The sequence below is a fragment of the Actinosynnema sp. NPDC050801 genome (assembly GCF_040673975.1).
Classification (GTDB): Bacteria; Actinomycetota; Actinomycetes; order Mycobacteriales; family Pseudonocardiaceae; genus Actinosynnema.
In genome coordinates this window covers 38,961-63,755 of sequence record NZ_JBFAQZ010000003.1, presented here as the reverse complement: position 1 = coordinate 63,755, position 24,795 = coordinate 38,961, and the positions used below count along the sequence as shown (strand labels likewise).

Annotated in this window: 19 protein-coding genes; 12 read left to right on the top strand and 7 right to left on the bottom strand. The window is 71.6% G+C overall.

All coding sequences use genetic code 11. The features are described 5' to 3' along the window. Positions 1-8: 8 nt before the first annotated feature. Positions 9-716: a DUF742 domain-containing protein gene (locus AB0K14_RS08335; protein ID WP_360450841.1), complete on the bottom strand. Its 708-nt coding sequence runs from the start codon at positions 714-716 to the stop codon at positions 9-11. Between the two features lie 120 nt (positions 717-836). Here AB0K14_RS08335 and AB0K14_RS08330 point away from each other — a divergent pair, with 120 nt between their 5' ends. Together AB0K14_RS08330 and AB0K14_RS08325 are read left to right on the top strand one after the other, a co-directional pair. Next, positions 837-1,058, top strand: a complete 222-nt coding sequence (locus AB0K14_RS08330) for an RNA-binding S4 domain-containing protein (RefSeq protein WP_360450838.1) — start codon at positions 837-839, stop codon at positions 1,056-1,058. 288 nt (positions 1,059-1,346) lie between these two features. Next, complete coding sequence (locus tag AB0K14_RS08325; protein ID WP_360450835.1) at positions 1,347-2,693, top strand: tetratricopeptide repeat protein; 1,347 nt, start codon at positions 1,347-1,349, stop codon at positions 2,691-2,693. Positions 2,694-2,720: 27 nt separating this feature from the next. Here the strand turns inward: AB0K14_RS08325 and AB0K14_RS08320 are convergent, their stop codons facing one another. Further along, on the bottom strand, positions 2,721-3,248 hold the full coding sequence (locus AB0K14_RS08320) for a hypothetical protein (protein WP_360450832.1): 528 nt from the start codon (positions 3,246-3,248) through the stop codon (positions 2,721-2,723). A 569-nt stretch (positions 3,249-3,817) separates the two neighbouring features. Here AB0K14_RS08320 and AB0K14_RS08315 point away from each other — a divergent pair. The 8 genes from AB0K14_RS08315 to AB0K14_RS08280 all read left to right on the top strand — a co-directional run bounded on the left by AB0K14_RS08315 (position 3,818) and on the right by AB0K14_RS08280 (position 15,992). Then, positions 3,818-5,299: a sugar transferase gene (locus AB0K14_RS08315; protein ID WP_360450829.1), complete on the top strand. Its 1,482-nt coding sequence runs from the start codon at positions 3,818-3,820 to the stop codon at positions 5,297-5,299. A gap of 52 nt (positions 5,300-5,351) precedes the next feature. Further along, a complete protein-coding gene (locus AB0K14_RS08310) occupies positions 5,352-6,419 on the top strand; it encodes a Gfo/Idh/MocA family oxidoreductase (protein ID WP_360450826.1) in 1,068 nt (355 codons plus the stop codon). 83 nt (positions 6,420-6,502) lie between these two features. After that, entirely contained in the window at positions 6,503-7,504 is a 1,002-nt protein-coding gene (locus AB0K14_RS08305; protein WP_364337719.1) for an NAD-dependent epimerase/dehydratase family protein, read from the top strand. After that, positions 7,501-8,643, top strand: coding sequence for a DegT/DnrJ/EryC1/StrS family aminotransferase (locus tag AB0K14_RS08300; protein ID WP_360450821.1), 1,143 nt, complete (start codon positions 7,501-7,503; stop codon positions 8,641-8,643). The genes AB0K14_RS08305 and AB0K14_RS08300 overlap by 4 nt, the downstream gene beginning before the upstream one ends. Positions 8,644-8,820: 177 nt before the next feature. Continuing rightward, complete coding sequence (locus AB0K14_RS08295; protein ID WP_360450818.1) at positions 8,821-13,662, top strand: DUF4082 domain-containing protein; 4,842 nt, start codon at positions 8,821-8,823, stop codon at positions 13,660-13,662. Positions 13,663-13,690: 28 nt separating this feature from the next. Further along, on the top strand, positions 13,691-14,344 hold the full coding sequence (locus AB0K14_RS08290; RefSeq protein ID WP_360450815.1) for a NeuD/PglB/VioB family sugar acetyltransferase: 654 nt from the start codon (positions 13,691-13,693) through the stop codon (positions 14,342-14,344). Beyond that, on the top strand, positions 14,344-15,435 hold the full coding sequence (locus tag AB0K14_RS08285) for a DegT/DnrJ/EryC1/StrS family aminotransferase (protein WP_360451329.1): 1,092 nt from the start codon (positions 14,344-14,346) through the stop codon (positions 15,433-15,435). Before AB0K14_RS08290 ends, AB0K14_RS08285 begins: the two co-directional genes overlap by 1 nt. Continuing rightward, a complete protein-coding gene (locus tag AB0K14_RS08280) occupies positions 15,432-15,992 on the top strand; it encodes an acyltransferase (protein WP_360450812.1) in 561 nt (186 codons plus the stop codon). The genes AB0K14_RS08285 and AB0K14_RS08280 overlap by 4 nt, the downstream gene beginning before the upstream one ends. 210 nt (positions 15,993-16,202) lie before the next feature. Here AB0K14_RS08280 and AB0K14_RS08275 read toward each other — a convergent pair whose 3' ends face one another. Continuing rightward, positions 16,203-17,540 (bottom strand): O-antigen ligase family protein, encoded by a 1,338-nt coding sequence (locus AB0K14_RS08275; RefSeq protein WP_360450809.1) that lies wholly within the window; start codon positions 17,538-17,540, stop codon positions 16,203-16,205. A 2-nt stretch (positions 17,541-17,542) separates the two neighbouring features. Then, the gene (locus tag AB0K14_RS08270) at positions 17,543-18,499 is read right to left on the bottom strand and encodes a hypothetical protein (RefSeq protein ID WP_360450807.1); all 957 of its coding nucleotides are present in this window, start codon (positions 18,497-18,499) and stop codon (positions 17,543-17,545) included. 93 nt (positions 18,500-18,592) lie between these two features. Between AB0K14_RS08270 and AB0K14_RS08265 the strand changes: the two genes are divergently transcribed. After that, positions 18,593-19,552, top strand: a complete 960-nt coding sequence (locus AB0K14_RS08265) for a hypothetical protein (RefSeq protein WP_360450804.1) — start codon at positions 18,593-18,595, stop codon at positions 19,550-19,552. Positions 19,553-19,867: 315 nt separating this feature from the next. Next, a complete protein-coding gene (locus AB0K14_RS08260; RefSeq protein ID WP_360450802.1) occupies positions 19,868-20,917 on the top strand; it encodes an acyltransferase in 1,050 nt (349 codons plus the stop codon). Here the strand turns inward: AB0K14_RS08260 and AB0K14_RS08255 are convergent. Genes AB0K14_RS08255 through AB0K14_RS08245 form a run of 3 tightly spaced genes read right to left on the bottom strand, consistent with a single transcriptional unit; the run spans position 20,895 to position 24,747 of the window. After that, on the bottom strand, positions 20,895-22,112 hold the full coding sequence (locus AB0K14_RS08255) for a glycosyltransferase family 1 protein (RefSeq protein ID WP_360450799.1): 1,218 nt from the start codon (positions 22,110-22,112) through the stop codon (positions 20,895-20,897). The genes AB0K14_RS08260 and AB0K14_RS08255 overlap by 23 nt on opposite strands. After that, the gene (locus AB0K14_RS08250) at positions 22,109-23,713 is read right to left on the bottom strand and encodes a lipopolysaccharide biosynthesis protein (RefSeq protein ID WP_360450797.1); all 1,605 of its coding nucleotides are present in this window, start codon (positions 23,711-23,713) and stop codon (positions 22,109-22,111) included. Before AB0K14_RS08250 ends, AB0K14_RS08255 begins: the two co-directional genes overlap by 4 nt. Next, positions 23,698-24,747 (bottom strand): glycosyltransferase, encoded by a 1,050-nt coding sequence (locus AB0K14_RS08245; RefSeq protein ID WP_360450794.1) that lies wholly within the window; start codon positions 24,745-24,747, stop codon positions 23,698-23,700. Before AB0K14_RS08245 ends, AB0K14_RS08250 begins: the two co-directional genes overlap by 16 nt. Between the last annotated feature and the right edge of the window lie 48 nt (positions 24,748-24,795).

The following is a 24,795-nucleotide window of genomic DNA, read 5'->3' as shown; positions in this document are numbered from 1 at the left end:
CCTCCCCGTCACAGGTTCCGCAGGCCCACCAAAACCCGTTCCAGCAGCGAGAAGTCGGCTCCCTCGGGCGCGGCGGCGTTGTCGTGCACCGCGACCACGCCCATCCCGATGAGGTCGCTGAGCAGCACCCGCACCACGCCCAGCGGCACGGCCAGCAGCGCGGAGACCTCGGCGACCGAACGGGGGTTGGCGCACATCTCCACGATCGACCGCTGTTCGGCGGTGGTGTCGCGCATGGCGATCGCGATGCCGTTCTCCTCCAGCGAGACCAGGGTCTCCAGCCTCAGGTCGTAGTGGGAGGCCGTGCGGCCGCCCGTCCACGCGTAGGGGCGGACCAGCGGACCGGAGAACTCCTCGACGTCCGGCTCGCGATCCGGCCACGGTTCCGGCTCGCGCCCGACCGGCACGGACGGTGGGTCGACGTAGTCGTAGGGCGCCTCGAACGGCGCGGTGTCCTCCAGCCGGTCCTCCGGCTCCTCGTCCAGGCTCCGGCGCAGCGCGGCCGAGCCGAACCTGGCGCCGGTGGCACCGACCTCACCCCGGAGGGACCTCCGCCGTCGCGGCGGTTTGGGGCCTTCCGTAGGCTCTTCTTCGAGACTGCGACGCAGCGAGGGGGAGCCGAACCGGGCGCCGGTCGTGCCGACTTCCCCGCGCAGGGACCGGCGGCGTCTGCGCTCGCCGCCGGTCGGCTCCGGGTCAGAGCTGCCTGTGCTCACATTCCGGGAACCGTAGACCGAACCACGTGCGGATGATGTCGTGCGTGTTTCGAGTCCGTGCAATCCTCGTTAACCAGCGGCACGTGCGGGCGCACGTGCACGTTGGAGGATGATGGGACGATGCACATCCGTGAGGTCGAGATCTCCGACGACATGATCAGGCTGGGCCAGTTCCTCAAGCTGGCGGGCTTGGCCGACAACGGTGCGCACGCCCGTGAGCTGGTCGAATCCGACGAGGTGACGGTGAACGGCCGGCTGGAGACGCGGCGCGGGGCCCAGCTGCACGAGGGCGACGTGGTCGCCGTCGGCGACGAGAAGGCCCGCTTGGTTACCGGACGTTAGCCCACTCGTCCGCCTGCTGTCCGCAGTTCTGCGTTGTGCCCGGGATGGGCACCGACTGGGGTGTTGGCTTGGGTGACGTGAGCTCGGTGAGCCAAACCGGTGAAGCGTCCGGCGGTGCGACCTTCTACCAGGCCGGCCGGGACGTCACGCTGAAGGCCGCGCCGGCGGTGCCGGTGATGGAGGAGCTGCCGGCCGGGTCGTGGGTCGGGCGCGTGCCGGTGGTGCCTGGGTCGTTCGTCGGTCGGACCGCGGAGTTGGCGCGGTTGGACACTGCCGTCGCCGGCTCCGGTGGACGTGCCGCGGTGGTGGCCGTGCACGGGGTTGGGCGGGGTCGGCAAGAGCACCCTGGCGGCCCGGTTCGCCGAGTCGGGCGCCGAGCACTTCGCGCCCGTGTGGTGGATTACCGCCGACTCACCCGCCGCACTGGACACCGGTCTGGCGGATCTGGCGGTCGCCCTCGCGCCGCAGACCGCGGAGCTGACGCTGGAACAGCGGGTCGAGCTGGCCGTGCGGTGGCTGGCTTCCCACGAGGGCTGGCTGCACGTGCTCGACAACCTCACCGGCCCGACCGACGCGGCGGGGTTGTTGGCGCGGGTGCGCACCGGCACGGTCGTGATCACGTCCCGACAGGCGGGCGGTTGGCGTGGCGCGACGGTGGCGGTGGACGTCCTGCCACCGGTCGAGGCGGTGGAGCTGCTGACCCGGATCGTGGGGGACCAGTGGCCCGGGGCCGACCTGACCGACGCCTCGCGGCTGTGCGAGGAGCTGGGCCGGCTGCCGCTGGCCATCGAGCAAGCCGGCGCCTACCTCGCCCAGGCCCGCATCACCCCGACCGCCTACCTCGACCTGCTGCGCCGGTACCCGGCCCGGATGTTCACCGCGACCGCCGAGGGCGGCGACGCCCAACGCACCGCGGCCCGCGTCTGGCACGTCACCCTCGACCGGCTCGCCGACACCCCACTGGCGGGTGACCTGCTCCGTCGACTGGCCTGGTACGCACCCGACGACATCCCCCGCCACCTGATCGCGGGTGACGAGCCGGAGCCCGACGTGGTGCACGCCCTGGGCAGGCTCGCCGCCTACAGCATGATCACCCTCACCGCCGACACGATCAGCGTGCACCGACTGGTCCAAGCCGTCACCCGAACCCCTGACGCCGACGACCCCCACCGCCAACCCGACGACATCACCCGCGCCTGCGACACCGCCGCCTCCCTCCTCGTGCGGGCTGTGGCCGGAGCCGATCCCAACCTGCCCGCAGACTGGCCTGCCTTCCAGTCGGTGCTACCCCACGGACAGGCGCTGGACCACACCGACCGCGATACCGACGATCTCGGCGTGCTCGCCAACGAACTCGGCCGATACGTGCAAGACCAAGGCGACGCGACCACCGCAATTGCACTCCACACTCGCGCCGAGCGCGGCTACGGACGCCTTCACGGCCGTGATCACCTGTACACCCTGACAGCGCGGAACAACCTCGCCTACGCCTACACGGCGGCAGGTGACCTCGAACGAGCGATCCGGCTCTACCAGGCGACGCTCGCCGACGCCGAGCGGGTGCTCGGCCCCGACCACCCCAAGACCGTGATGATCCGCACCAACCTCAAGCGCACCATCAACGACCGCCCCTGACCCGTACCGGGGCGTGGCGTGGCGGGCTCACCGTGGCGGGCAGCCCTGGCGGCGGTAGGCCCACTCCTCGTGCCAGCAGTGCGGGTAGACGCCGCGTTGGAAGTAGGCGCCCACGCCGTCGATCGGGGCAGCCTCACGGTCGTGATAGAGCAGCCAGTACGGCAGCACGGTGGCCACGACCCAGTTCACCAGCACCAGCGGCAGGTAGAGCGGGCCGAACAGCCGTGCCTGGAGCACGTGCACGGCCTCGTGGTCGTCGACGCCCATCGCGATGCCGGCCTGCACCGGCCCGACCGTGGTGGCGAAGCCCTTGATCACCCCGTCGCGCAGCCCGAGCGTGCCCCGGTGCCTGCTGAACTCCGCATCCACCCGGTTGCCGCGCGCCAGCGCCCAGGCCAGGAACGCCGCGCCGGCGATCGTGTTCGGCAGGCTCCACGTGGCGTCCACCACTGCGAGCGCGACGCCGCGCGGACCGCGCGGGTACAGCCGGATGCGCCACGCCCAAGCGCCGTGGAACGCGCCCAGCAGCCCGCCGATCACCCACACGACGACCACGCGACCATTGTGGTCCGAAGAGTGGCAATCGTCACTCCCGATCGACAGGCCGGGGTGAAATGGCGCGGCCCGGTGCGCCGAAGCGCCGTGTCGTTGCGCCGAATAGCTGCTACCGGTCTGTGAAAGGGTGATGGCCGACCGCCACGATGCGGTCGGCCCGGTTGGGTGGCAAGTCCTTTTCGGGGCATTTCCGGGTCAGATTCGACCGCCGTCGAAAACCCGCTGTAACGGAAGCCGTCCCAAATTCGATGGACGTGTCCACGTGCCTGCGCGGGGCCCACCGGACACTGTGGACGGCGGCGTCCCGGCGGGTGGGCACGCCTTTCACAGGGGCGTTGTCGGTAACCCGAAGTCACACCGCGACCCGTCTGGGTGCGCGCCGAGTGTCCCACCGAGGAATGGCGCTCGGCCGAAGCTCACTGTGTGTGTAACGCATCCCGTCGGTGCGACGAATCACCGATTGGCCGCCCGAGAAATCGCCGGCCCACATTTGCCGTACACCGCGCGGGTCCGTCGGGGATGTCCTGCGAACGAGCACGTCCGAACCGGACCAACCGGGGAGTACCACGATGAGCGAGCAGGTCCAGCCCACACGACACAGACCGGTCGCGGGGGTCGCCACCACCAACCGCACCACAAGTCCCATCGTCGGCAGCTGGGAACCCGCCTACCGCTACGGCGTGATCGTCGCCGACATCCTCTGCACGGTCGTGGTCGTCCTGCTCGCGGGACTCGTGCTGTCCTCCCGCCACGCCTCGGTCGGGCCGCTGCCCCTGATCGCGCTCGAAGCGGTCACGGTCGCGGTGATCGTCGGCTCGCTGTTCCTGAGCCGGGTGTGGAACCCCGTGGTGCTCGGCCAGGGCGCGGAGGAGTTCCGCCGCCTCGGCCGCGGTCTGCTCGCCTCCGTCGTCGCGCTGGGCCTGGGCGCGCTGGCGGCCGACCTGCCCGGCGCCCGCCTGTGGGTCTTCGTGGTCGGACCGGCTGTCGCGCTGGTCGCCTTCCCGGTCCGCTACCTGCTGCGCCGCCCGCTGCACCGCGCCCGCGGCGAGGGCCGCTGCCTGCTGCCGGTGCTCGCCGCGGGCAACACCGACACCGTCACCGACCTGATCAGCCGCACCCGCCGCGCCCCGCACCTGGGCTGGCGCGTGGACGCGGTCTGCACGGTGGACGGTCGCGCCGAGATCGGCGTCGAACTGGAGGGCGTGCCCGTCGTCGGCCGGTTCGGCGAGCTCGCCGAGCAGGTCCGCCGCGGCGGCTACCGGATCGTCGCGGTCACCGCCGACGCCTACTGGACGCCGCGCAGGCTCCAGCAGCTGGCCTGGGACCTGGAGGGCACCGGCACCGAGATGGTCGTCGCGCCCACGCTGATGGACTTCGCCGGACCCCGGCTGCACGTCACCGGCGTGTTGGGGATGCCGCTGCTGCGGGTGAGCGAGCCGTCGTTCAACGGCTTCCGCCGCGTGGTCAAGACGGCCGTGGACAAGATCGGCTCGATGGTGCTGGTGGCGCTGCTGAGCCCGGTGCTGCTGGCCGTCGCGGTGGCGATCATGGTCGACACCAGGGGGCCGGTGCTCTACCGGCAGCGCCGGGTGGGCAAGGACGGCACGCCGTTCACCATCCTGAAGTTCCGCACCATGGTCACCAACGCCGACGCGCTGCGCGCCAAGCTGCAAGCGGTGAACGAGGGCGCGGGCGTGCTGTTCAAGATGCGCCGCGACCCCCGCGTCACCTCCGTCGGCCGGTTCCTGCGGCGCTACTCGCTGGACGAGCTGCCGCAGCTGTTCAACGTCCTCGCCGGTGCCATGTCGCTGGTCGGCCCGCGGCCGCCGCTGCCGGAGGAGAGCGCCAAGTACGGCCCCGCCATGCGGCGCCGGTTGCTGGTCAAGCCGGGCCTGACGGGGTTGTGGCAGGTCTCCGGGCGCAGCGACCTGTCGTGGGAGGAGTCCGTGCGGCTCGACCTCCGGTACGTGGAGGAGTGGTCGCTCGCGCTCGACGCACTGATCTTGTGGAAGACCTTCCGCGCCGTCTTCGGCGGCCAAGGCGCCTACTGAGATGACCAGCCGACACGCGCCTCCCAGCGGAGGCGGAAATTGGGGGAGCGAGATGGACCAGCCGATCGGCATCGCCGTGATCGGCGCCGGCTACTGGGGGCCGAACCTGGTGCGCAACGCCCAGGCCACCCCGGGGCTGAAGCTGCGCTACCTGTGCGACCTGGACGTGGAGCGGGCCCGGCGGGTGCTGGGCGACTACTCCACCGTCCGGGTGTCCGGCTCGCTGGACGACGTGCTCGCCGACCCGGCGGTCGACGCGGTCGCCATCGCCACCCCGGCCGCCACGCACCTGCCGGTCGCCCTGGCGGCGTTGCGGGCGGGCAAGCACGTGCTGGTGGAGAAGCCGCTGGCGGCGAACTACGCGGACGGCCTGGAGCTGGTCCGCGAGGCCGACCGGCGCGGCCTCACGCTGATGCTCGACCACACCTTCGTCTACACGCCGACCGTGCAGCACCTGCGGCACCTCGTGCGCGACGGCGAGATCGGCACCGTGCAGTACCTGGACTCGGTGCGGGTCAACCTCGGTCTCGTGCAGCCCGACGTGGACGTGTTCTGGGACCTCGCGCCGCACGACCTGTCGATCTTCGACGCGATCCTGCCCGACGACGTGCACGTGACGCGGGTCGCCGCGCACGGCTCCGACCCGATCGGCGCGGGCCGCGCGTGCGTCGGCCACCTGACGCTGGAGCTGTCCGACGGCGTGCTGGCCCACGTGCACGTGAACTGGCTGTCGCCGACCAAGATCCGCACCATGATCGTCGGCGGCTCCCGCCGCACGGTCGTGTGGGACGACGTCAACGCCGTGCAGCGCCTGTCGGTGCACGACCGGGGCGCGGACCGCATCGAGGACGACGAGGACCGCCGCCAGGCGATCATCTCCTACCGGCGCGGCGACACCGTCGCACCGGCGCTGCCGGAGAAGGAGGCGTTGCGCGGGATGATGGCCGAGTTCGCCGCCGCCATCACCGAGAAGCGCGCGCCGCTGACCGACGGCTGGTCCGGCCTGCGGGTGCTGGCCACCCTGGAAGCCGCCTCCGCCAGCCTCGCCGCGGGCGGTGCGTTCGTCACCGTCACCCGGGTCGACCGGCCGGACCTCGTCCAGCTCGCCACCACCAGTTGACGCACCACCACGTGACCTACCACCAGTTGACGCACCACCGCGTGACCAACCACCAGCACGACCGCACGGAAGGAACCAGCACCATGTCGGACGCGGCTCAGCCGATCACCGGCCAACGGGCCCTCGTCACCGGAGGGGCGGGCACCATCGGCTCCGCGGTGGTGGACCAGTTGCTCGCCGCCGGAGCCGCCGAGGTGGTCGTGCTGGACAACTTCGTCCGCGGCCGCCGGGAGAACCTGGCCGACGCCGTCGCGGTGGCGGGCGACCGGCTCACCGTGGTCGAGGGCGACATCAACGACCGGGCGCTGCTGGCCGAGCTGAGCCGGGGCACCGACCTGGTGTTCCACCTCGCCGCCATCCGGATCACGCAGTGCGCCGAGGAACCGCGGCTCGCGCTGGAGTGCCTGGTCGACGGCACGTTCACGGTGGTCGAGGCCGCCGCGGCGGCGGGTGTGAAGAAGGTGGTCGCGTCGTCGTCGGCGTCGGTCTACGGCCTGGCCGAGCAGTTCCCCACCACCGAGCGGCACCACCCGTACAACAACGACACGTTCTACGGCGCGGCCAAGGCGTTCAACGAGGGCATGCTGCGCAGCTTCCACGCCATGTACGGGCTGGACTACGTCGCGCTGCGCTACTTCAACGTCTACGGGCCGCGGATGGACGCGCACGGCAAGTACACCGAGGTGCTGATCCGCTGGATGGAGCGCATCGCCGACGGCAAGCCGCCGCTGATCTTCGGCGACGGCGCGCAGACCATGGACTTCGTGCACGTGCACGACATCGCCCGGGCCAACGTCCTCGCCGCGAAGTCGCCCGTCACCGACGACGTCTACAACATCGCCAGCGCCCAGGAGACCAGCCTCAAGGACCTGGCACTGGCCCTGCTCGCCGCGATGGACTCCGACCTGCCGCTGGAGCACGGCCCGGAACGCGCGGTCAACGGCGTCACGCGCCGGCTGGCCGACATCTCCGCCGCCGCGCGCGACCTCGGCTGGAAGCCCGACATCGAGCTGGTGGACGGCCTGCGCGGCCTCGTGTCGTGGTGGCAGGCCGCCATGGCCGCCGGGACCGGGGTGTCGCGGTGATCCCCGTGATGAAGCCGTGGCTCGGCGCGGAGGAGGCCGAGGCCGCGTCCGCCGCCGTGCTGTCCGGCTGGGTCGCGCAGGGGCCGAAGGTCGCCGCGTTCGAGGACGCCTTCGCCCGCCGCGTCGCCGCGGTGCACGCGGTGGCCATGTCGTCGTGCACGACCGCCCTGCACGTCGCGCTGCACCTGCTCGACGTGGGGCCGGGTGACGAGGTCGTGGTGCCGTCGTTGTCGTTCATCGCCACGGCCAACGCGGTCCGCTACTGCGGCGCCACGCCGGTGTTCGCCGACGTGGAGCCGGAGACCGGCAACCTGTCCGCGGCCACCGTCGAAGCGGTGCTCACCGGGCGCACCCGCGCGGTGATCCTGGTGCACCAGGCCGGTGTGCCCGCCGACGTCGACCCGATCCGCGCCCTGTGCGGGCCGCGCGGCGTCACCGTGGTGGAGGACGCCGCCTGCGCCGCCGGGTCGACCTACCGGGGTGTGCCGGTCGGCGCGGACGCCGAGATGTCGGCCTGGTCGTTCCACCCCCGCAAGCTCATCACCACGGGCGAGGGCGGGATGCTCACCACGAACCGCGACGAGTGGGCGCGCCGGGCCAAGCGGCTGCGCGAGCACGGCATGAGCGTCAGCGCGGCCGAGCGGCACAGCGGTGGCGGCGCGGTCGTGGAGAGCTACCTGGAGACCGCGTTCAACTACCGGATGACCGACATCCAGGCCGCCGTCGGCCTGGTCCAGCTGTCCAAACTGGACGCGATCGTGCAGCGCCGGCGCGAGCTGGCGGCCCGTTACCGGGAGTCGCTCGCCGACGTCCCGGGGTTGCGGGCGGTGCGGGACCCGGAGCACGGCACGACGAACTACCAGTCGTTCTGGGTCATGCTGCCGGACGACACCGCCGTGTCGCGCAACGACGTCCTGGCCCGGCTGGCCGAGCGGGGCGTGTCGGCGCGACGGGGAATCATGGCCGCGCACCTGGAACCGGCCTACGCCGGACACCCGCACGTCGACCTCCCGGTGACCGAGGCGTTCACCGAGCGGTCGTTGATCCTCCCGCTCTACCACGACCTCACGGCCGCCGACCAGGACACCGTGGTCGAGGAGCTCAAGGCGGCGCTGCGCCTCTCGATCCCCACGCACTAGCGGGAGCGCACGAAACAGCACCGGGCACAGCCGGCGTTCGGCGGTACGGATCCTTCCGTTGTGGTGTAACGCGAAGCTCGGTTCCAGCGACGATCGGAGCAACAGGGCTCCGCTGGTCGACGTAGTGCACGCGCGATCACCACCCGTCACGACCGCTTGTGTTCGAAAGGTGAACCCATGACCGCCGACCGGAAGCGGCCCCGACCCGCTCTCGCGGTACTACTGCTGCGCCTGACGGTCGTGGCCGCTCTGGTGGCGTCGACGATCGCGGTCGTGGGTCTGCTGCGCGCGCCGGAGGCCACCGCCGCCCCGTGCGACGCACCCGTGGTCAACAAGGTGGCGTGCGAGAACACCAAGGCGGGCACGCCGGACTGGCAGGTGTCGTACCGGGACGACGGGATCCTCGGCTACACCACCGACATCAGCGCCACCCCCGGCGGCCGGGTCGACTTCAAGATGCTCACCAGCGCGTCGTCCTACTACATCGACATCTACCGGCTCGGCTACTACGGCGGCGTCGGCGCGCGGTTCCAGGAGCGGATCACCCGCAACTCCTCGCAGAACCAGCCGCCGTGCCTGCGCGGCACCGACGGCAGCGCGTTGATCGACTGCGGCAACTGGGCGGTCTCGCTGGGCTGGAACGTGCCGCCCACCGCCGTGTCTGGCCTGTACTACGCGCGCACGCACCGCAACGACAACGGCGCCGAGAACGAGATCGTGTTCGTCGTCCGCGACGACGCGAGCACCTCGAAGGTCCTGTTCCAGACCTCCGACTCGACCTGGGTGGCCTACAACCGCTACGGCGGCAACAGCCTCTACTTCGGCGACGGCCCCGGCCAGGGCGGCCAGGCCTACAAGGTCAGCTACAACCGCCCGTACACCGGTGGTGACGGCGACGACAACTTCATCTTCAACGCCGAGTACCCGATGCTGCGCTTCATGGAGGCCAACGGGTACGACGTCAGCTACACCACCGACGCCGACTCGGCCCGCCGCGGCCACCTGATCAAGAACCACCAGGTGTTCATGGCCGTCGGCCACGACGAGTACTGGTCCGAGGAGCAGCGCGCCAACGTGGAGGCCGCCCGGGACGCGGGCGTGCACATGGCGTTCCTCACCGGCAACGAGATCTTCTGGAAGCACCGGTGGGAGAAGAGCATCGACTCCTCCCGCACCGACTGGCGCACCATCGCCTGCTACAAGGAGACCAAGGGCACCCAGAACGACGGCCTGAGCGACTGGACCGGCACCTGGCGCGACCCGCGCTACGCCGACCAGGACGGCGGCAGGCCGGAGAACGCGCTGCTGGGCAACATCTTCACGGTCAACGGCCGGCGCGAGGACTCGCTCCAGGTCCCCGCCGCCTACGGCAAGATGCGGCTGTGGCGGCACACGTCGTTGAAGGACCTGGCCGTCAACACCACCTACACCTTCCAGCCGGGCACGCTCGGTTACGAGTGGAACTCGGTGGAGGACAACGGCTTCCAGCCGCCCGGCGTGGCACAGCTGTCCCGGACCACGGTGACCATGCCCGACGGCCCGTACGTGCTGCAGAACCACGGCGACCTCTACACCCCCGACACCAAGACCCACGCCATCACCTACTACAAGCACCCGAGCGGGTCGCTGGTGTTCGGCGCGGGCACGGTGCAGTGGGCGTGGGGCGTGGACGACGAGCACGCGTTCATGACCAACACGCCGACCTCCGACCTGCGGATGAAGCAGGCCACGGTCAACTTCCTGGCCGACATGGGCGTGCAGGCGACCACGTTGCAGGCCGGTCTGACGCAGGCGACCAAGAGCACCGACACCCAGGCGCCGACGGTCGCGTTCACCAGCGTGCCGCCGCTGTCGAGCGTGGGCGCCGCGTACACGTTCTCCGGGACGGTGGCCGACGTCGGCGGCCAGGTCGGCGGGATCGAGGTGTCCACCGACGGCGGCACCCGCTGGCACCCGGCGGTGTGGCAGGCCGGTCAGACGGCGTGGAGCTACACCTACACCCCGTCCAAGTCGGGTCCGGCGAGCCTGCGCGTGCGCGCCGTGGACGACTCGGCGAACCTGTCCACCCCGGTCGTGGCCACGCCGGGGGTCAACCCGCGCACCTGCCCGTGCGGCCTGTGGACCAACGCGAACACCCCGGACGTGCCCGACAGCGGTGACGCCTCGCCGCTGGAGCTGGGCGTCAAGTGGCGTGCGAACGGCGACGGCTACGTGCGCGGCGTGCGGTTCTACAAGGGGCCCGGCAACACGGGCACGCACACCGGCACGTTGTGGGACAAGTCTGGCAACCCGATGGCCACCGGCACGTTCACCAACGAGACCGCGGGCGGCTGGCAGACGCTGGTCTTCGCCCAGCCCGTGCAGGTGTCCGCCGGCACCACGTACGTCGTGTCGTACTTCGCGCCCAACGGGCACTACTCCTACGACCTGGAGTACTTCTTCCAGCAGCCCCGCTACCTCGAACCGCTCACCGGCCTGAAGAACGGCGAGGACGGCACGAACGGCCTGTTCCGGTTCGGCGGGCCGGGCTTCCCGACCCAGTCCCACTGGGGCAGCAACTACTGGGTGGACGTGGTGTGGGCGCCGGACCCCGGCCCGGACCAGCGCGCGCCGCTGCTCGTGTCGACCACGCCGGTCAACGGCGAGGGCACCGTCGCGCTCACCCCGGTCGTCTCCGCCACCTACGACGAGGCCGTCGCCCCCGGCTCCGCCCAGTTCACCGTGACCGGCCCGAACGGCGCGGTGTCCGGCTCGTCGGCGCTGTCGAGCGAGAACAAGACCGTCACCTTCACCCCCAGCCAGGCGCTCACCCAGAACACCGGGTACACGGCCACGTTGCGCGTGTTGGACGCGGCGGGCAACCAGACCTCGCAGTCGGCGTGGTCGTTCACCACCGGCGCCACCCGGCCCGCCACCTGCCCGTGCACGATCTGGGACGACTTCGCCCGGCCCGCGGTGTACGCGGCGAACGACGCCACGCCGATCGAGGTCGGCACCAAGGTCCGCTTCAACGGCAAGGGCGAGGTGCTGGGCGTCCGGTTCTTCAAGGGCACCGGGAACACCGGCACGCACACCGGCTCGCTGTGGTCGTCCACCGGCCTGCTCCTGGCCACCGGCACGTTCACCAACGAGACCTCCAGCGGCTGGCAGAAGCTGACCTTCGCCTCGCCGGTGGTCGTGCAGGCGAACACCACCTACATCGTGTCCTACCACGCGCCCAACGGCCGTTACCCGGTCACCAGCGGGTACTTCTCCGGCCAGGGCGCGAGCTACGCGGGCCTGCGGGCGCTCGCCGACGGCGTCGACGGGACGAACGGCGTGTACCGCTACGGCACCGGCGGCTTCGCACCCACCTCGTCCTACAACGCGACGAACTACTGGGTCGACGTCGTCTTCCGCAACGGGCTCAACGGCGACACCACCCCGCCGACGCTGACCAACCGCGCACCGGCCGTCGACGCGACGAACGTCGTCGCCACCAGCCCGGTGACCGCGACGTTCAGCGAGCCGGTCGACCCGGCCAGCGCGCAGATCTGGCTGACCGACCCGCGTGGCACGCAGTTGACCGGTTCGGTGTCGCTGTCCGGCGACCAGCGGACCGTCACCTGGACGCCGTCGGGCAAGCTCGCGCCGAACACCCGCTACACCGCGAGCGTGCTGATCGCCGACGTCAACGGCAACCCGATGCCGAACCCGGTGACGTGGTCGTTCACCACCAGCGCGGACGTGATCTGCCCGTGCTCGCTGTTCAGCGCGGCGACCGTGCCCACGGTCACCTCGGCCCCCGACAGCGGCGCCTACGAGCTGGGCGTCCGGTTCACCCCGACCGCGGGCGGCCGGATCACCGGCGTCAAGTTCTACAAGGGCGCGGGCAACACCGGCACGCACACCGGCACGCTGTGGTCGCCGAGCGGCCAGCAGTTGGCGACCGGCACGTTCACCGGCGAGACCACGGCCGGCTGGCAGACCCTGACCTTCGCCGCACCCGTGTTCGTGGCCGCGGGCCAGACCTACACCGCGTCCTACACCACGACCACCGGTCACTACTCGGTCGACGAGGGGTACTTCAACGGCTACTCGGTGACCAGCGGGCCGCTGACCGCGCCGTCGGGCCTGGACGGCGGCAACGGCGTCTACCGCGGCGGCGCGGGCTTCCCGACGAACTCCTACGCGGGCGGCAACTACTGGGTCGACGTCGTCTACCTGCCCAACGAGGACAACACCCCGCCGGTCGTCAACGGGCGCACGCCGCTCGACGGCGCCGGTGAGGTGTCCCGCACCTCGCCGCTGACCGCGTCGTTCGACGAGCCGGTCGACCTCGGCACGGCCCAGTTCGCGCTCGCCGACTCCGGCGGCGCGAAGATCGCGGGCACGTTGTCGCTGTCGGCCAACCAGCAGCAGGTCACGTGGACGCCGGCGGCGCCGCTGGGCGGTGGCATGACCTACACCGCGAGCCTTCGCATCGCGGACGTCTACGGCAACGCGATGGCCGCGCCCACGACGTGGTCGTTCACCACGACCACCGACGGGGACTGCCCGTGCTCGCTGTTCAGCTCGGCGACCGTGCCCACGGTGACGTCGGCCGACGACACCGGCTCCTACGAGCTCGGCGTCCGGTTCGTGCCGTCGGTGAACGGCTCCGTCACCGGGGTCAGGTTCTACAAGGGCGCGGGCAACACCGGCACGCACACCGGCACGTTGTGGGACGCGGCGGGCAATGCGCTGGCCACCGGCACGTTCACCGGCGAGACGGCCACCGGCTGGCAGACGCTGACCTTCGCCTCGCCGGTGACCGTGAGCGCCGGGACGAGCTACGTGGCGTCCTACCACGCGCCCAACGGCCGGTACTCCGTGGACACCGGGTACTTCATGGGCAACGCCGTGACCAGTCCGCCGCTGAGCGCCCCGGCCACCGCCGACGGCACCCGCAACGGCGTCTACCGGTCCGGTCCCGGGTTCCCGGAGTCGTCCTACGCGGGCAGCAACTACTGGGTCGACGTCGTGTTCACCACCGGATGAGCGAGGCTGTCCAAATGAACGGACCCGGATGAACGGACCCAGGCCACTGCTGCTGGTGGGTGGGGGCGGACTGGCCCGCGAAGTCCTCGCGGCCGTCCGCCTCACCCCCGGGCTGTGGCGACCGGTGGGCGCGCTGGACGACGACCCCTCGCGGCACGGTGCGGACCTCGACGGCCTGCCCGTGCTGGGCGGGACGGAGCTGGTGCACTCGACGGACGCGGCGGTCGTGGTGTGCGTGGCCAACGCGCACCGACCGCGCGGCCGGCTCGGCCTGGTGGCCAGGCTCGACCTGCCGGAGGACCGGTGGGCGACCGTGGTGCACCCGGCGGCCTCGGTGGCCGTCGGCGCGGTGGTGGGGCCGGGCACGGTCCTGCTGGCCGGTGCGGTGGTGACGACGCCGTTGCGCCTGGGGGCGCACGTCGTGGCCATGCCGCACGTGCTGATCACCCACGACGACGAGGTCGGCGACGGTGTCACGTTCGCCGGCCGGGCGTCGCTGGGCGGGTCGGTGCGGGTGGGGGAGGGCGCGTACCTCGGGCAGGGCAGTGCGGTCCGGGAAGGCGTGTCGATCGGGGCGGGCGCGGTGGTGGGCATGGGTTCGGTGGTGCTCGTCGACGTCCCCGCGGGTGAGGTCTGGGCGGGCAACCCCGCCCGGCGACTGCGAGAGGGGAACGGTTCGTGATCGACATCCCGCTGGTGGACCTGCGTGCCCAGCACGAGCAGGTGGCCGACGAGGTCGCCGACGGCTGGGCCGAGGTGCTCAAGAACACCGCCTTCGTCGGCGGGCGGCAGGTCGCCGAGTTCGAGGCCGAGTTCGCCGCGTACCAGGAGGTGCCGCACTGCGTCGCGGTCGGCAACGGCACCGACGCCATCGAGTTGGCGTTGCGCGCCCTGGACATCGGGCCGGGCGACGAGTGCGTGCTGCCCGCCAACACCTTCATCGCCACGGCGGGTGCCGTGGCGCGGACCGGCGCGACGCCGGTGCTGGTGGACTGCGTGGCCGGGACCGGGCTGATCGACGTGTCGCAGGTCGCGGAGGTCGTCACGCCGCGCACCAAGGCGTTGCTGCCGGTGCACCTGTACGGGCAGGCCGCGCCGGTCGAGGAGCTGCGGTCGCTCGGCGTGCCGATCGTCGAGGACGCGGCGCAGGCCCAGGGCGCGCGACGGCACGGGGTGGCCGTCGGCGGGCTCGGCGACATCGCCGCGACCAGCTTCTACCCGGGCAAGAACCTCGGCGCGTACGGCGACGGCGGTGCGGTGCTCACCACGTCCGCGGAGTTCGCCTCGGCGGTGCGGTTGCTGCGGGAGCACGGATCGCCGCGCAAGTACGAGCACTCGGTGATCGGCTTCAACAGCCGGCTGGACACGTTGCAGGCCGTGGTGCTGTCGGCGAAGCTGCGGCGGCTGGAGCGGTGGAACGAGCTGCGCCGGGCGGCGGCGGACCGCTACTCGTCGCTGCTGGCCGACGTGCCGGGCGTGACGCCGCCGGTGGTGCTGGAGGGCAACGTGCCGGTGTGGCACCTGTACGTCGTGCGGGTGGCGTCGCGCGACCGCGTGCTGGCGTCGTTGCACGAGGCGGGGATCGGCGCGGGCATCCACTACCCGACCCCGGTGCACCTGACGGGCGCGTACGCGCACCTCGGCCACGTCCCGGGCGACTTCCCGGTCAGCGAGGCGGCGGCGGGGGAGATCCTGTCGCTGCCGCTGTTCCCGGAGATCACCGCCGTGCAGCAGGAACGCGTGGTGGCGGCTCTGGCGGAGGCCGTGCGATGAGCGTCTACGTCCACCCGAACGGCCTGTGCGAGAGCACCGACGTGGGCTCCGGCACACGTGTGTGGGCGTTCGCGCACGTGCTGCCGGGCGCGCGGGTCGGCCGGGACTGCAACATCTGCGACGGCGCGTTCGTGGAGAGCCGGGCGGTGCTGGGTGACCGGGTGACGGTGAAGAACGGCACCCTCGTGTTCGACGGCGTGGTGTGCGAGGACGAGGTGTTCCTCGGCCCGAACGTGCTGTTCACCAACGACCTCCGGCCCCGTGCCGCGATCAAGCGCACCGGCGACGCCCTGCTGTCCACCCTCGTCCGCCGCGGTGCGACCCTGGGTGCGGGCACGGTCGTGGTCTGCGGTGTCGAGATCGGCGAGCACGCCTTCGCAGCCGCCGGCTCGGTGATCACCAAGAACGTCCCGGCGCACGCGTTCATCGCCGGCAACCCGGCCACCCACAAGGGCTGGGTCTGCACGTGCGGCCAACGCCTGGACGCGGGCCTCATCTGCCCCGACTGCCACAGCGCCTACACCGAAACCGACAAGGGCCTGACCCCAACCCCCTAACCCCACCCCCACCTCCCACCCACCTCTCGGCGTCCCCGACGCCGAGAGCCCAACCCACCCCCGCGCGCGTGTCCCACCCCCACTCGCGCGTGTCCTACGTTCAGACCGCGCGTGTCCTACGTTCGCGTCGCGCGTGTCCTACGTTCAGAACGCGCGAGTCCTACGTTCAGGACCCCCGAGTTCAACGCTCAGAACGGGCGACCTGCGGTTTCACGCCTCCCGGGTCGCCGGTTCCGCAGCCGCACGCCGGCGCTCCTCCTTGGCCACCCGCAGCAACGCCCCCGACGCACCGATCATGGTGAACACCAGCCCGGTCGCCACGCCGAACCCCAGCAGGTCGAACGTGACCGACGCGATCCCACCCGACACCACGGCCGCCACCAGCGCGCTCGCCAGGCTCCGCAACTGCTCGTCCTTGCTGATCATCCGCACCCGGATCGCCGCGAACGCCGCCGCCAGGAACATCCCGATCAACGCGAACAGCCCCAGGTAGCCGTTCTCGATCAACGTCAGCAGGAACTGGTTGTCCAGGATCGTGTACTTCGTCGGCAGGTACGTGCCGAAACCCCGCCCCAGCAACGGGTTCAGGTCGATCTGCTCCCACGCCGCCTCGTAGTCCGCCGTACGGGCCTTCACGCTCGGGTCGTCCTCGATGTTGGAGAACATCCCGCGCAACGTCCCGAACAGCCCCGGCACCACCACGCTCGCGCCGAGGAACGACCCACCGCCCACCACCGCCGTGGCGATCTTGCGCGGCCGCGGCAACGTGATGATCATGATCACCGCGCCCACCGCCATGCACAGCAGCGCCGTCCGCGACAACGACAGCAGCGCGCCGAGCCCGACCAGCGCCAGGCACACGAACCAGCGCACGTGCGGCGTGCCGTCGTCCCGAGCCTTGAACACGTAGTGCACGCCCAGCGGCACGGCCATGGCGCACACCAGGCCGAACTCGATCGGGTGGTTCGTGGTGCCCGTCGGCCGGCGGAAGATCGACCGCGCCTCCATCGCCGAGTACCCGTTGTCCTGCACGCGCAGCCCCGGCAGCGACACGTACGACGCCAGGTCGACGCCCAGCCCGAACTGCACCAGCCCGACGAACGCGATCACCGCCGCGGAGCCCAGCAGCAGCTTGAGCACCCGGTCCAGCCGCTCCTTCGTGCGCACGGCGTCGCACACGAACACCGCGACCGCGATCATCGACGTGATCCGGATGATGCTGCTGTCGGCCACGGTCAGCTCGTCGGTGGGCAGCCACCGCCGGGTCGCCACGCCGTAGGTCGCCAGCTGCGACGCCAGGTACAGCGCCAAGGCCGTGCGCACGAGGTTGCGCCCCTTGCCCATGCCGACGTCGTCGACCATCTGCCCGGACACCCACAGCACGCCCAGCAGCAACGCCACCACCAGCGCGGGCGGCAGCGTCATCGGCACGAACGACAGCACCAGCCGGGCCGGGATGATCAGCAGCGCCAGCAGGAACAGGCTCACCAGCGTGGCGCCGTCCGCCCGCCGCCGCACGGGTTGCTCCGGCAGGAACCGCTCGGCCACGGTCAGGGTTTGTCTTCGCTGGTCGGCCACGCGGGCGCGCCCGGTTTGCCGACGTTGCGCGGACCAGGCGCGGCGATCTTCACCGTCTGCTCGCTGGCCGTCGGCTGCGGACGGCGGACCGGCGGGCCCGGGGGTCGGCGGGACGCGCCGTTGAGCGGCGGCGGCACGGGCGGGTTCGCGTTCTGAGAGCCCTGAGAGCCCTGAGAGCCCGGAGCGGCAGGACCGACCGGACCGGCCGACGCGGCCTGAGCGGTCGGCGGAGGCGTCACGGCGGCGTCCTCCGGCGCGGCGTCCCCGTCCTTGCCCTCACGCGACTCACGGCGGCGGCGCAGGTGGTTCAGGACGCTGTCGCCGCCGAACGTGGCCACCGTCGTCAACAACATCAGCAGCACGAACGCCGCGCCCGCGTACCGGACCTTGCCGCCGATCTGCGCCTCCGCCGTCGTCGGGTTCACGATCACCTGCGAGGTGATGAACGTCGACTCCGGCGCCTTCAGCGCGACCTGTTGCTTGTCCAGCTCCTTGGCGGCGAACTCCATCACCGTGGTGACCAGCCGCTCGGCCGCCTCCGGGGTGCTGCCGTCCGCGGTCACGAACAGGAACGGGCCACCCATGCCGCCACCGGCCGCGGTGAAGTTCTCCGTCGCGTCCTTGTCGAGCCCGAGCGACTCCTTGCGGGTCTTCGGGTCGGCCAGGATCTGCGAGATGATCTGCGCGGTGGTTGTCAGGCTGCCGTCGAACGACAGCAGCGGGTTTACCCGCACCGCGTCCTCGGGCGAGATGTTCTCCGAGAACGAGCCGCCGGCCGACGGCGACGTGAACACCATGACCCCGGAGGACTGGTAGCGCGTCGGGATGGACAGGAACACGCCGACGGCCACGGCGACAGCAGTGATCGCCGCGGGCAGGGCGATGTACCACCGCCTGCGCAGCGTTCGCACGGCGCCCCAGAAGTCCATCCGCTCCCCGATCCACGTTTACCCTGCGTGCGTGCGCGCAGGGTGTTGTTACTCTGAAATCGGCCGACTCGCGCCTAGTCGTTACAGGTGGTGATGGACTTGGGCTACCGGCGCGTGGTGTTCGCCGTCGCGGCCATCGTACTGGTCGTCGGCGGCGCGGTGGCGTATGTGACGTCGGTCGTGCGCGACGCCTCACCTGTGCCGGTGGCCTCGGTCGACGGCGACCTGATGTTCGTGGCCCTGGCCGACGGGCGCGGGCGGGTCGAGCAGGTGCGCCTGGCCGATCCCACCGCCCGCGGCGCGACCCCGTTGACGTGCCGGCGGGTGTACCGGGACGGCGGCACGACGGTGTGCCTGACGCTGGCCGGACCCGGCCCGACGTTCGCCGCCGAGGTGTCGCGGGACGGCGCCGTGACGCGGACCGTGCCGCTGCCGGGCGTGCCGAGCCGGGCGAAGGTGTCGGCCTCGGGGCAGGTGGTCACGTGGACGTCGTTCGTGACCGGCGACTCGTACGCGGTGCCCGGCGGGTTCTCCACCCGCACGGGGTTCCTCGACCTGCGCACCGGCGAGGCGGTGGAGTCCCTGGAGGGCTTCACGGCGGTGGTCGACGGTCGACCGCACACCGCGCAGGACGTCAACTACTGGGGCCTGACCGTGGCCGCGGACGACCGCACGTTCTACGCGACCCTGGCCTCGGCCGGCTACACCTATCTGGTCAAGGGCGACCTGGTGGACCGTCGCCTGGAGTCGTTGCGGCGTGACGCGGAGTGCCCGTCCCTGTCGCCGGACGGCACGAAGGTCGCCTACAAGAAGCGCATCGGCCGGCTCGGCCCGTGGGAGCTGGCCGTGCTCGACCTGAAGACCGGTGAGGAGCGCAGGTTGCCCGGCACCGCAGGGGTGGACGACCAGGCCACCTGGCTGGACGACGACCGGCTCGCGTTCGCCGCCGTGCCGAAGGACGCCAAGCTCGCCTCGATCCACGTGGTGCCCGCCGACGGCTCTGCCGACGCGGTGCTCCTGATCTCCGACGCCTCCTCGCCGTCCCCGATCTGATCTTCGGCCGACGCCGCCCGATCTTCGGCTAACACCGCTCCGCGACACCGCGATCTCCTTGTGTCACAACGGGAACGCGGTGCATCGGAGGCTGAAGTTGTTATTCCTGGCCAGAAGTGAATACCTCTCCGCAAGAATCGTATTACCTGACAGGGGATGCGGGCACGTCGACCACGGCTCGACGGACACGGCTCCGCTCCGATGACCAGCGCGCCGACCCCGTCCCCACCGCCGACCGCATCCCCATCGCCGACTCCATCCCCGCCGCCGATCTCGACCTCACCGCCGACCTCGACCCCGCCGCCCCCGGTCCGGTTGCCGTCCCTCACCGGCCTGCGCTTCCCGGCCGCGTTCGTGGTCTTCGGCTTCCACCTGCACGCGGGCGGGATGTTCGACGGCACCGGGGCGGAGGGCGTGCTGGAGGCGCTGTTCGGGCAGGGGGCGACCGGTGTCGGCTTCTTCTTCCTGCTGTCCGGGTTCGTGCTCACCTGGTCCGCGCGCGAAGGCGTCCCCGCGGGCGTCGCCCGCAGGCGGAGGGCGGCCAGGATCCTGCCCAACCACGTGGTGGTCTGGGTCGTCGCGTTCGCCGGTCTGGCGGTGACGGGCGGTGTGTCCGTGGTCGCGGGCGTGGTGGGGCTGTTCCTGCTCCAGGCCTGGGTGCCGGTGCAGTCGATCTACTTCGGCGTGAACACGCCGTCGTGGTCGCTGTCGTGCGAGGCGGCCTTCTACGCGGCGTTCTCGTGGCTGCTGGCGCTGGTGGACCGGGTGCCGGGACGGCGACTGTGGGCGTGCGCGATCGGCCTCATGGCCGCCGTCATCCTCGTCCCGGTGGTCGCCCTGCCGCTGCCGGGTGCGCTGGAGTACTGGTTCGTCTACGTCTTCCCGGTGACCCGGGCGCTGGAGTTCGTGCTGGGCATGGTGCTGGCGCGGATCGTGCGCGCGGGCCTGTGGGTGCGGCTGCGCCTGTGGCAGGCGGGGGTGCTGGCGGTGATCGGCTACGTCGCCTCCGGCTACCTGCCGGGCACGTTCGGCTACGTCGCCGGCACGGTGGTCCCGCTGGCGCTGCTCATCCCGGCCGTCGCGGTTGCCGACATCACCGGCACGCGGTCGCCGTGGCGCGGCCGCACGGCGGTGTTCCTCGGCGAGATCTCGTTCGCCTTCTACCTGGTGCACCAGGTGGTCATCCGGGTCGTCGAGGCCAGGCTCGGCCCGCACGAGGTGGACCTGGCCGGGGCGATCGGGCTCTCGGTCGCCCTGCTCGGCGCCTCGGTGGGGCTGGCGTGGCTGCTGCACCGGCTCGTCGAACGGCCGGCGCAGCGACGCCTGTCGAGACCCCGGCCGGTCAGGCCGAGAGCTCCCGCCTGAGCACCTTCTCCAGCTCGTGCCCGGCCGCGTCCCACGACCGGCCGGACACGCCGGCGGACGCGGCCCTGGCCACCGCGTCGAAGTCCGGCAGGGTGACCACGTCCGACAGCGCGCGGGCCAGGTCGTGCGGTGTCGCCGGGGCGTACCGGACGTGGTCGTTGTCCAGCACGACCCGGTTGTGCACGGCGTCGTTGACGACCGGCACGCAACCGGCGGCCAACATCTCGTGCGGCACCAGCGAGACGTTCGTCATCGACAGCGTGAGGCCCGCGTAGCACCGGTTGTAGATGTCGTTGAGCCGGTCGGGGGTCACCAGGCCGTGGTCGACGTGCCGGGGGCCCAGCGAGCCGATCTTCTCCCCGTACGTGTGGATCGCGATGTCCGGGTGCCGTTCGGCGAAGAGCTCCAGCGCCAGCAACCCGATCTCGATCGCCCGCCGGGGCGCCAGCCGGCGCGCGTAGAACACCACGCCGTCCCGCCGCACGCCCTCGCGCAGGTGGTAGCGGTCGGTGTCGCAGCCGAAGTCGAAGGAGTCGGCCGCCATGCCCATCTCGGCCCGCACCTTCTCGGCCAGGAACCGGCCGGCGGTGAAGCCGTGCATCTCCATCCGGTAGGTGTTCTCCGCCAGCGCCGACAGCCCGCCGACGGGGAAGAACCACGGCTCGTAGTCCTGCACCAGGTAGAACCGCTTCCCCGCGCAGGGGTCGTTGAACACCGGGTACGCCGTCATCCACGCGGTGGCGAACACCGCGTGCGCGTCGGCCATCCCGTCCCCAACGTCGTGCACCGACCCGCGGAAACCGGGGTACGCCGACCGGATCACCGGCTCGTGGTCCGCCGCACGGCTGCCGTACACGTCGTACAGGTACAGCCGGCACGTGTGGCCGAGCGACTCCAGGTGCTCGATCAGCCGGAACATGGTGGTGTGCCCGCCCGAGCCCGGTGACGGCGGCGTGCTGACCCAGTTGACGGTGAGCTTCCCGTCGGCGGGCACGGGCGGCACGACGACCGGCCGCGGCGCGCCGATGTCCGCCGCCCGCACGTCCTCCAGGCGCACGGGGAACACCTCGGCGTCCGCACCGAACCGCCGTGCCGCCCGGCCGAGCGCACGGGCGCCGACCTGGCGCACACCCTGTTCGCGCACGATGCGCGTCACCTGGTGCGCCCGCCGCCGCAACTGCTGCACGACCCTCACGCGCCACTCCTCCGCAACAGTCCCAGCACCTCGTGGCGCAGGGGGAACACCACGGCCGCGTACGCCAGCGACGCCAACGCGCCACCGACCAGCAGCCGCACCAAGGCGCCGTCGAGCCACCACTGCACGCCCGACGCCACCACGACCATCACCACACCGCCGAGCGCGGGCCGTGCGACGGCCGCACCCAGCGCCCGCGCCCGCAGCCCGTAGGGCCGGAACGCGATCAGGTACGCGGGCACGATCACCACCAGCACGACCACGCTCTGCGCCAGCGCCACACCCCTGATGCCGTCCAGGTGCGCGCCCAGCGCCAGCAGCGGCACGAGCGCGGCCAGCCACACCAGGTGGATCACCAGGATGGCCCGTGACCGCCCGGCGCTGGCCAGGTAGTCGTACCCCAGCTCCAACGCCACCCGCAGCGCGCCGAGCAGCACCAGCAGCGCCAGCGCCTGCGCGGCCGGAGCCCACCGCTCGCCGTAGACCGTGCGCACCAACGGGTCGGCCAACGCCGCCAGCAGCACGCACGAGGGCACGGTCACCAGCGCGAGCAGCCGCAACGCGCGCGCGAACGTTCGGGCGAACAGCTCCGGATCATCTCTGACCTGCGAGAACGCCGCCAGCGAGACGCTGCGCACCGGCTGCGAGAACGCGCCGACCGGCCAGTTCGCCAGGTTGAACGCGAGCAGGTAGAAGCCGAGCGGCACCGTGCCCAGGACGCTGCCGACGATGATGTAGTCGACGTTGAGCACCCCGAACACCAGCAGGCTCGCGCCCGCCAGCGGCAGCCCGAACGCCAGCAGCCCCCGCGCCTCGGCCGCGTCGAACCCCGGCCGGTAGCGCTGCTTGGTGTACGCGAACATGACCACGGCGGCAACCAGGTTGGTCGCGATCCGCGACCACGCCAGGCTCCACGCGCCGAAGCCCATCAGCGCCAGCACGACCACCACGGCCGTGCCGATGACGAACGCCGACGTGTCCGCGACGAACTTGTGGTCCTGCCGGAACTCGCGTTGCAGCAACGCCCCCGGCACCGCCGACGCGCCCGCGATCACCAGCGAGAGCGACATCAGCTGGATCACGCCCGTCGCCTGCGGTGTGCCCATCGCCTCGGCGAACCACGGCGCGCCGAGCACGCACAGCAGCGCCAACAGGGCGCCGGACGCGATCGACAGCGTGGTCACCGTGGGCGCGAGCTCCTCGACCGGCCGTTCGGTGCGCACCAAGGCGACGCTCACGCCCATCTCGCTGATGCTCATGACGATGTTGAGCACCACCAGGGCGACCGCGAACACGCCGAACTGCTCGGGCGCGATGAGCCGGGCGAGCAGGACGCCCACGCCGACCTGGCTGAACCGCTGCACCAGGCTGTTGATCGCGCTCCACCGGATCGCCGAGGTGACCTTGCGCCGCAGCTCCGGCCGCTCGGTCCCCGCCGGTTCGGTCCCCGCCGGTTCGGCCCGCGTCGTCCCGGTTTGCGTCGGTTCGGCCTGCGTCGGCTCGGTTTGCGCCGGCTCGGTTCCTGCTGGCCCGGTGCGCGTCGCCCCGGTCCCCGCCGGTTCGGTCCCCGGCGGCTCCACGGCGGTCACTGGCCGCGCCACTTCCAGACCTGCTTGCCCACCAGGCCGGCGCCGCGCTTGGCCAGGTGGCTGCCCACGAACAGCTGCGTGCGGCTGCACGCCCTCGGGCCCAGCGCCCGCCGCCGTCGCAACGCCCGGTGCTCGGGCAGTCGCGCCGCGTCGGGGTACACCCGTCGGGCGAACGCCTCCAGCTCGTCCACCGGGATCTCGTCCAGCTTGTCCCGGTCGTAGGCGCGCACCGCCCGCCACAACGCGTCCTTGGCGATCGACCGGTTGGCCAGCGACCGCAGCCGCGCGGGCAGGTCGGGGTGCTCGGCGAAGAACCGCTCGAACACCGCCTGCCGCTGCTCCAGGTCGGCGAACAGCGAGGAGAACTGCGTGCGCATCATGCTCTGCTGGTGCACCCGGTAGTACGCCGCGGGCTTGCCGCGCACGTACCCGATGTCGGACACCGCGGCGATGCGCATCCACATCTCCAGGTCACCCGCGTGCGGCAGGTCCGGCCGGTAGCCGCCGACCTGCTGCTGCACCGACGTGCGCACCACGGCCTCGGGCGAGGACAGCACGTTCTGCCCGGTGCGGCAGCGCCCCTCGATCCAGTCGACCCCGGACCACACCGCGGTGCCGGCCGGGGGAGTGATCACGGACGGCAGATCGTCGTGGTCGGAGTAATAAACAACACGTCCGTACACCATGCCGACGTTCGGGTTCGCCTCGAACACCTCGGCGGCACGGGCCAGCGCACCCGGCGCCAGGAGGTCGTCGGCGGACAGCAGCACGGTGTAGTCGGCCTTGGCCCACTCCAGCAGGCCCTCGTTGTAGGTGGCGATGTGGCCCTGGTTGACCTCGTGCCTGCGGCCCTCTACCCGCGGGTCCCGCACGAGTTCGGCCATGACCTCGGGCGTCTCGTCGCTCGACGTGTCGTCGATGATCAGTACCCGCACGTCCACGCCGGGCTGGTCGAGCACGCTCTTCACGCATGCACGCAGGAACCGCGCGTAGTTGTAGCAGGGGACGACGACGTCGACCGTTGGTCGTGCCGGGGGCTCAGTCACGCTCTACTCATCGTGTTCGACCGCGGATCGTTAACGGCGCGGCCCCGA

Coding starts and splice junctions, on each gene's coding strand:
- AB0K14_RS08295 (WP_360450818.1), top strand. CDS start 8,821: ATGACCGCCGACCGGAAGCGGCCCCGACCCGCTCTCGCGGTACTACTG.
- AB0K14_RS08310 (WP_360450826.1), top strand. CDS start 5,352: ATGGACCAGCCGATCGGCATCGCCGTGATCGGCGCCGGCTACTGGGGG.
- AB0K14_RS08280 (WP_360450812.1), top strand. CDS start 15,432: ATGAGCGTCTACGTCCACCCGAACGGCCTGTGCGAGAGCACCGACGTG.
- AB0K14_RS08270 (WP_360450807.1), bottom strand. CDS start 18,499: ATGGACTTCTGGGGCGCCGTGCGAACGCTGCGCAGGCGGTGGTACATC.
- AB0K14_RS08330 (WP_360450838.1), top strand. CDS start 837: ATGCACATCCGTGAGGTCGAGATCTCCGACGACATGATCAGGCTGGGC.
- AB0K14_RS08290 (WP_360450815.1), top strand. CDS start 13,691: ATGAACGGACCCAGGCCACTGCTGCTGGTGGGTGGGGGCGGACTGGCC.
- AB0K14_RS08265 (WP_360450804.1), top strand. CDS start 18,593: ATGGACTTGGGCTACCGGCGCGTGGTGTTCGCCGTCGCGGCCATCGTA.
- AB0K14_RS08315 (WP_360450829.1), top strand. CDS start 3,818: ATGAGCGAGCAGGTCCAGCCCACACGACACAGACCGGTCGCGGGGGTC.
- AB0K14_RS08305 (WP_364337719.1), top strand. CDS start 6,503: ATGTCGGACGCGGCTCAGCCGATCACCGGCCAACGGGCCCTCGTCACC.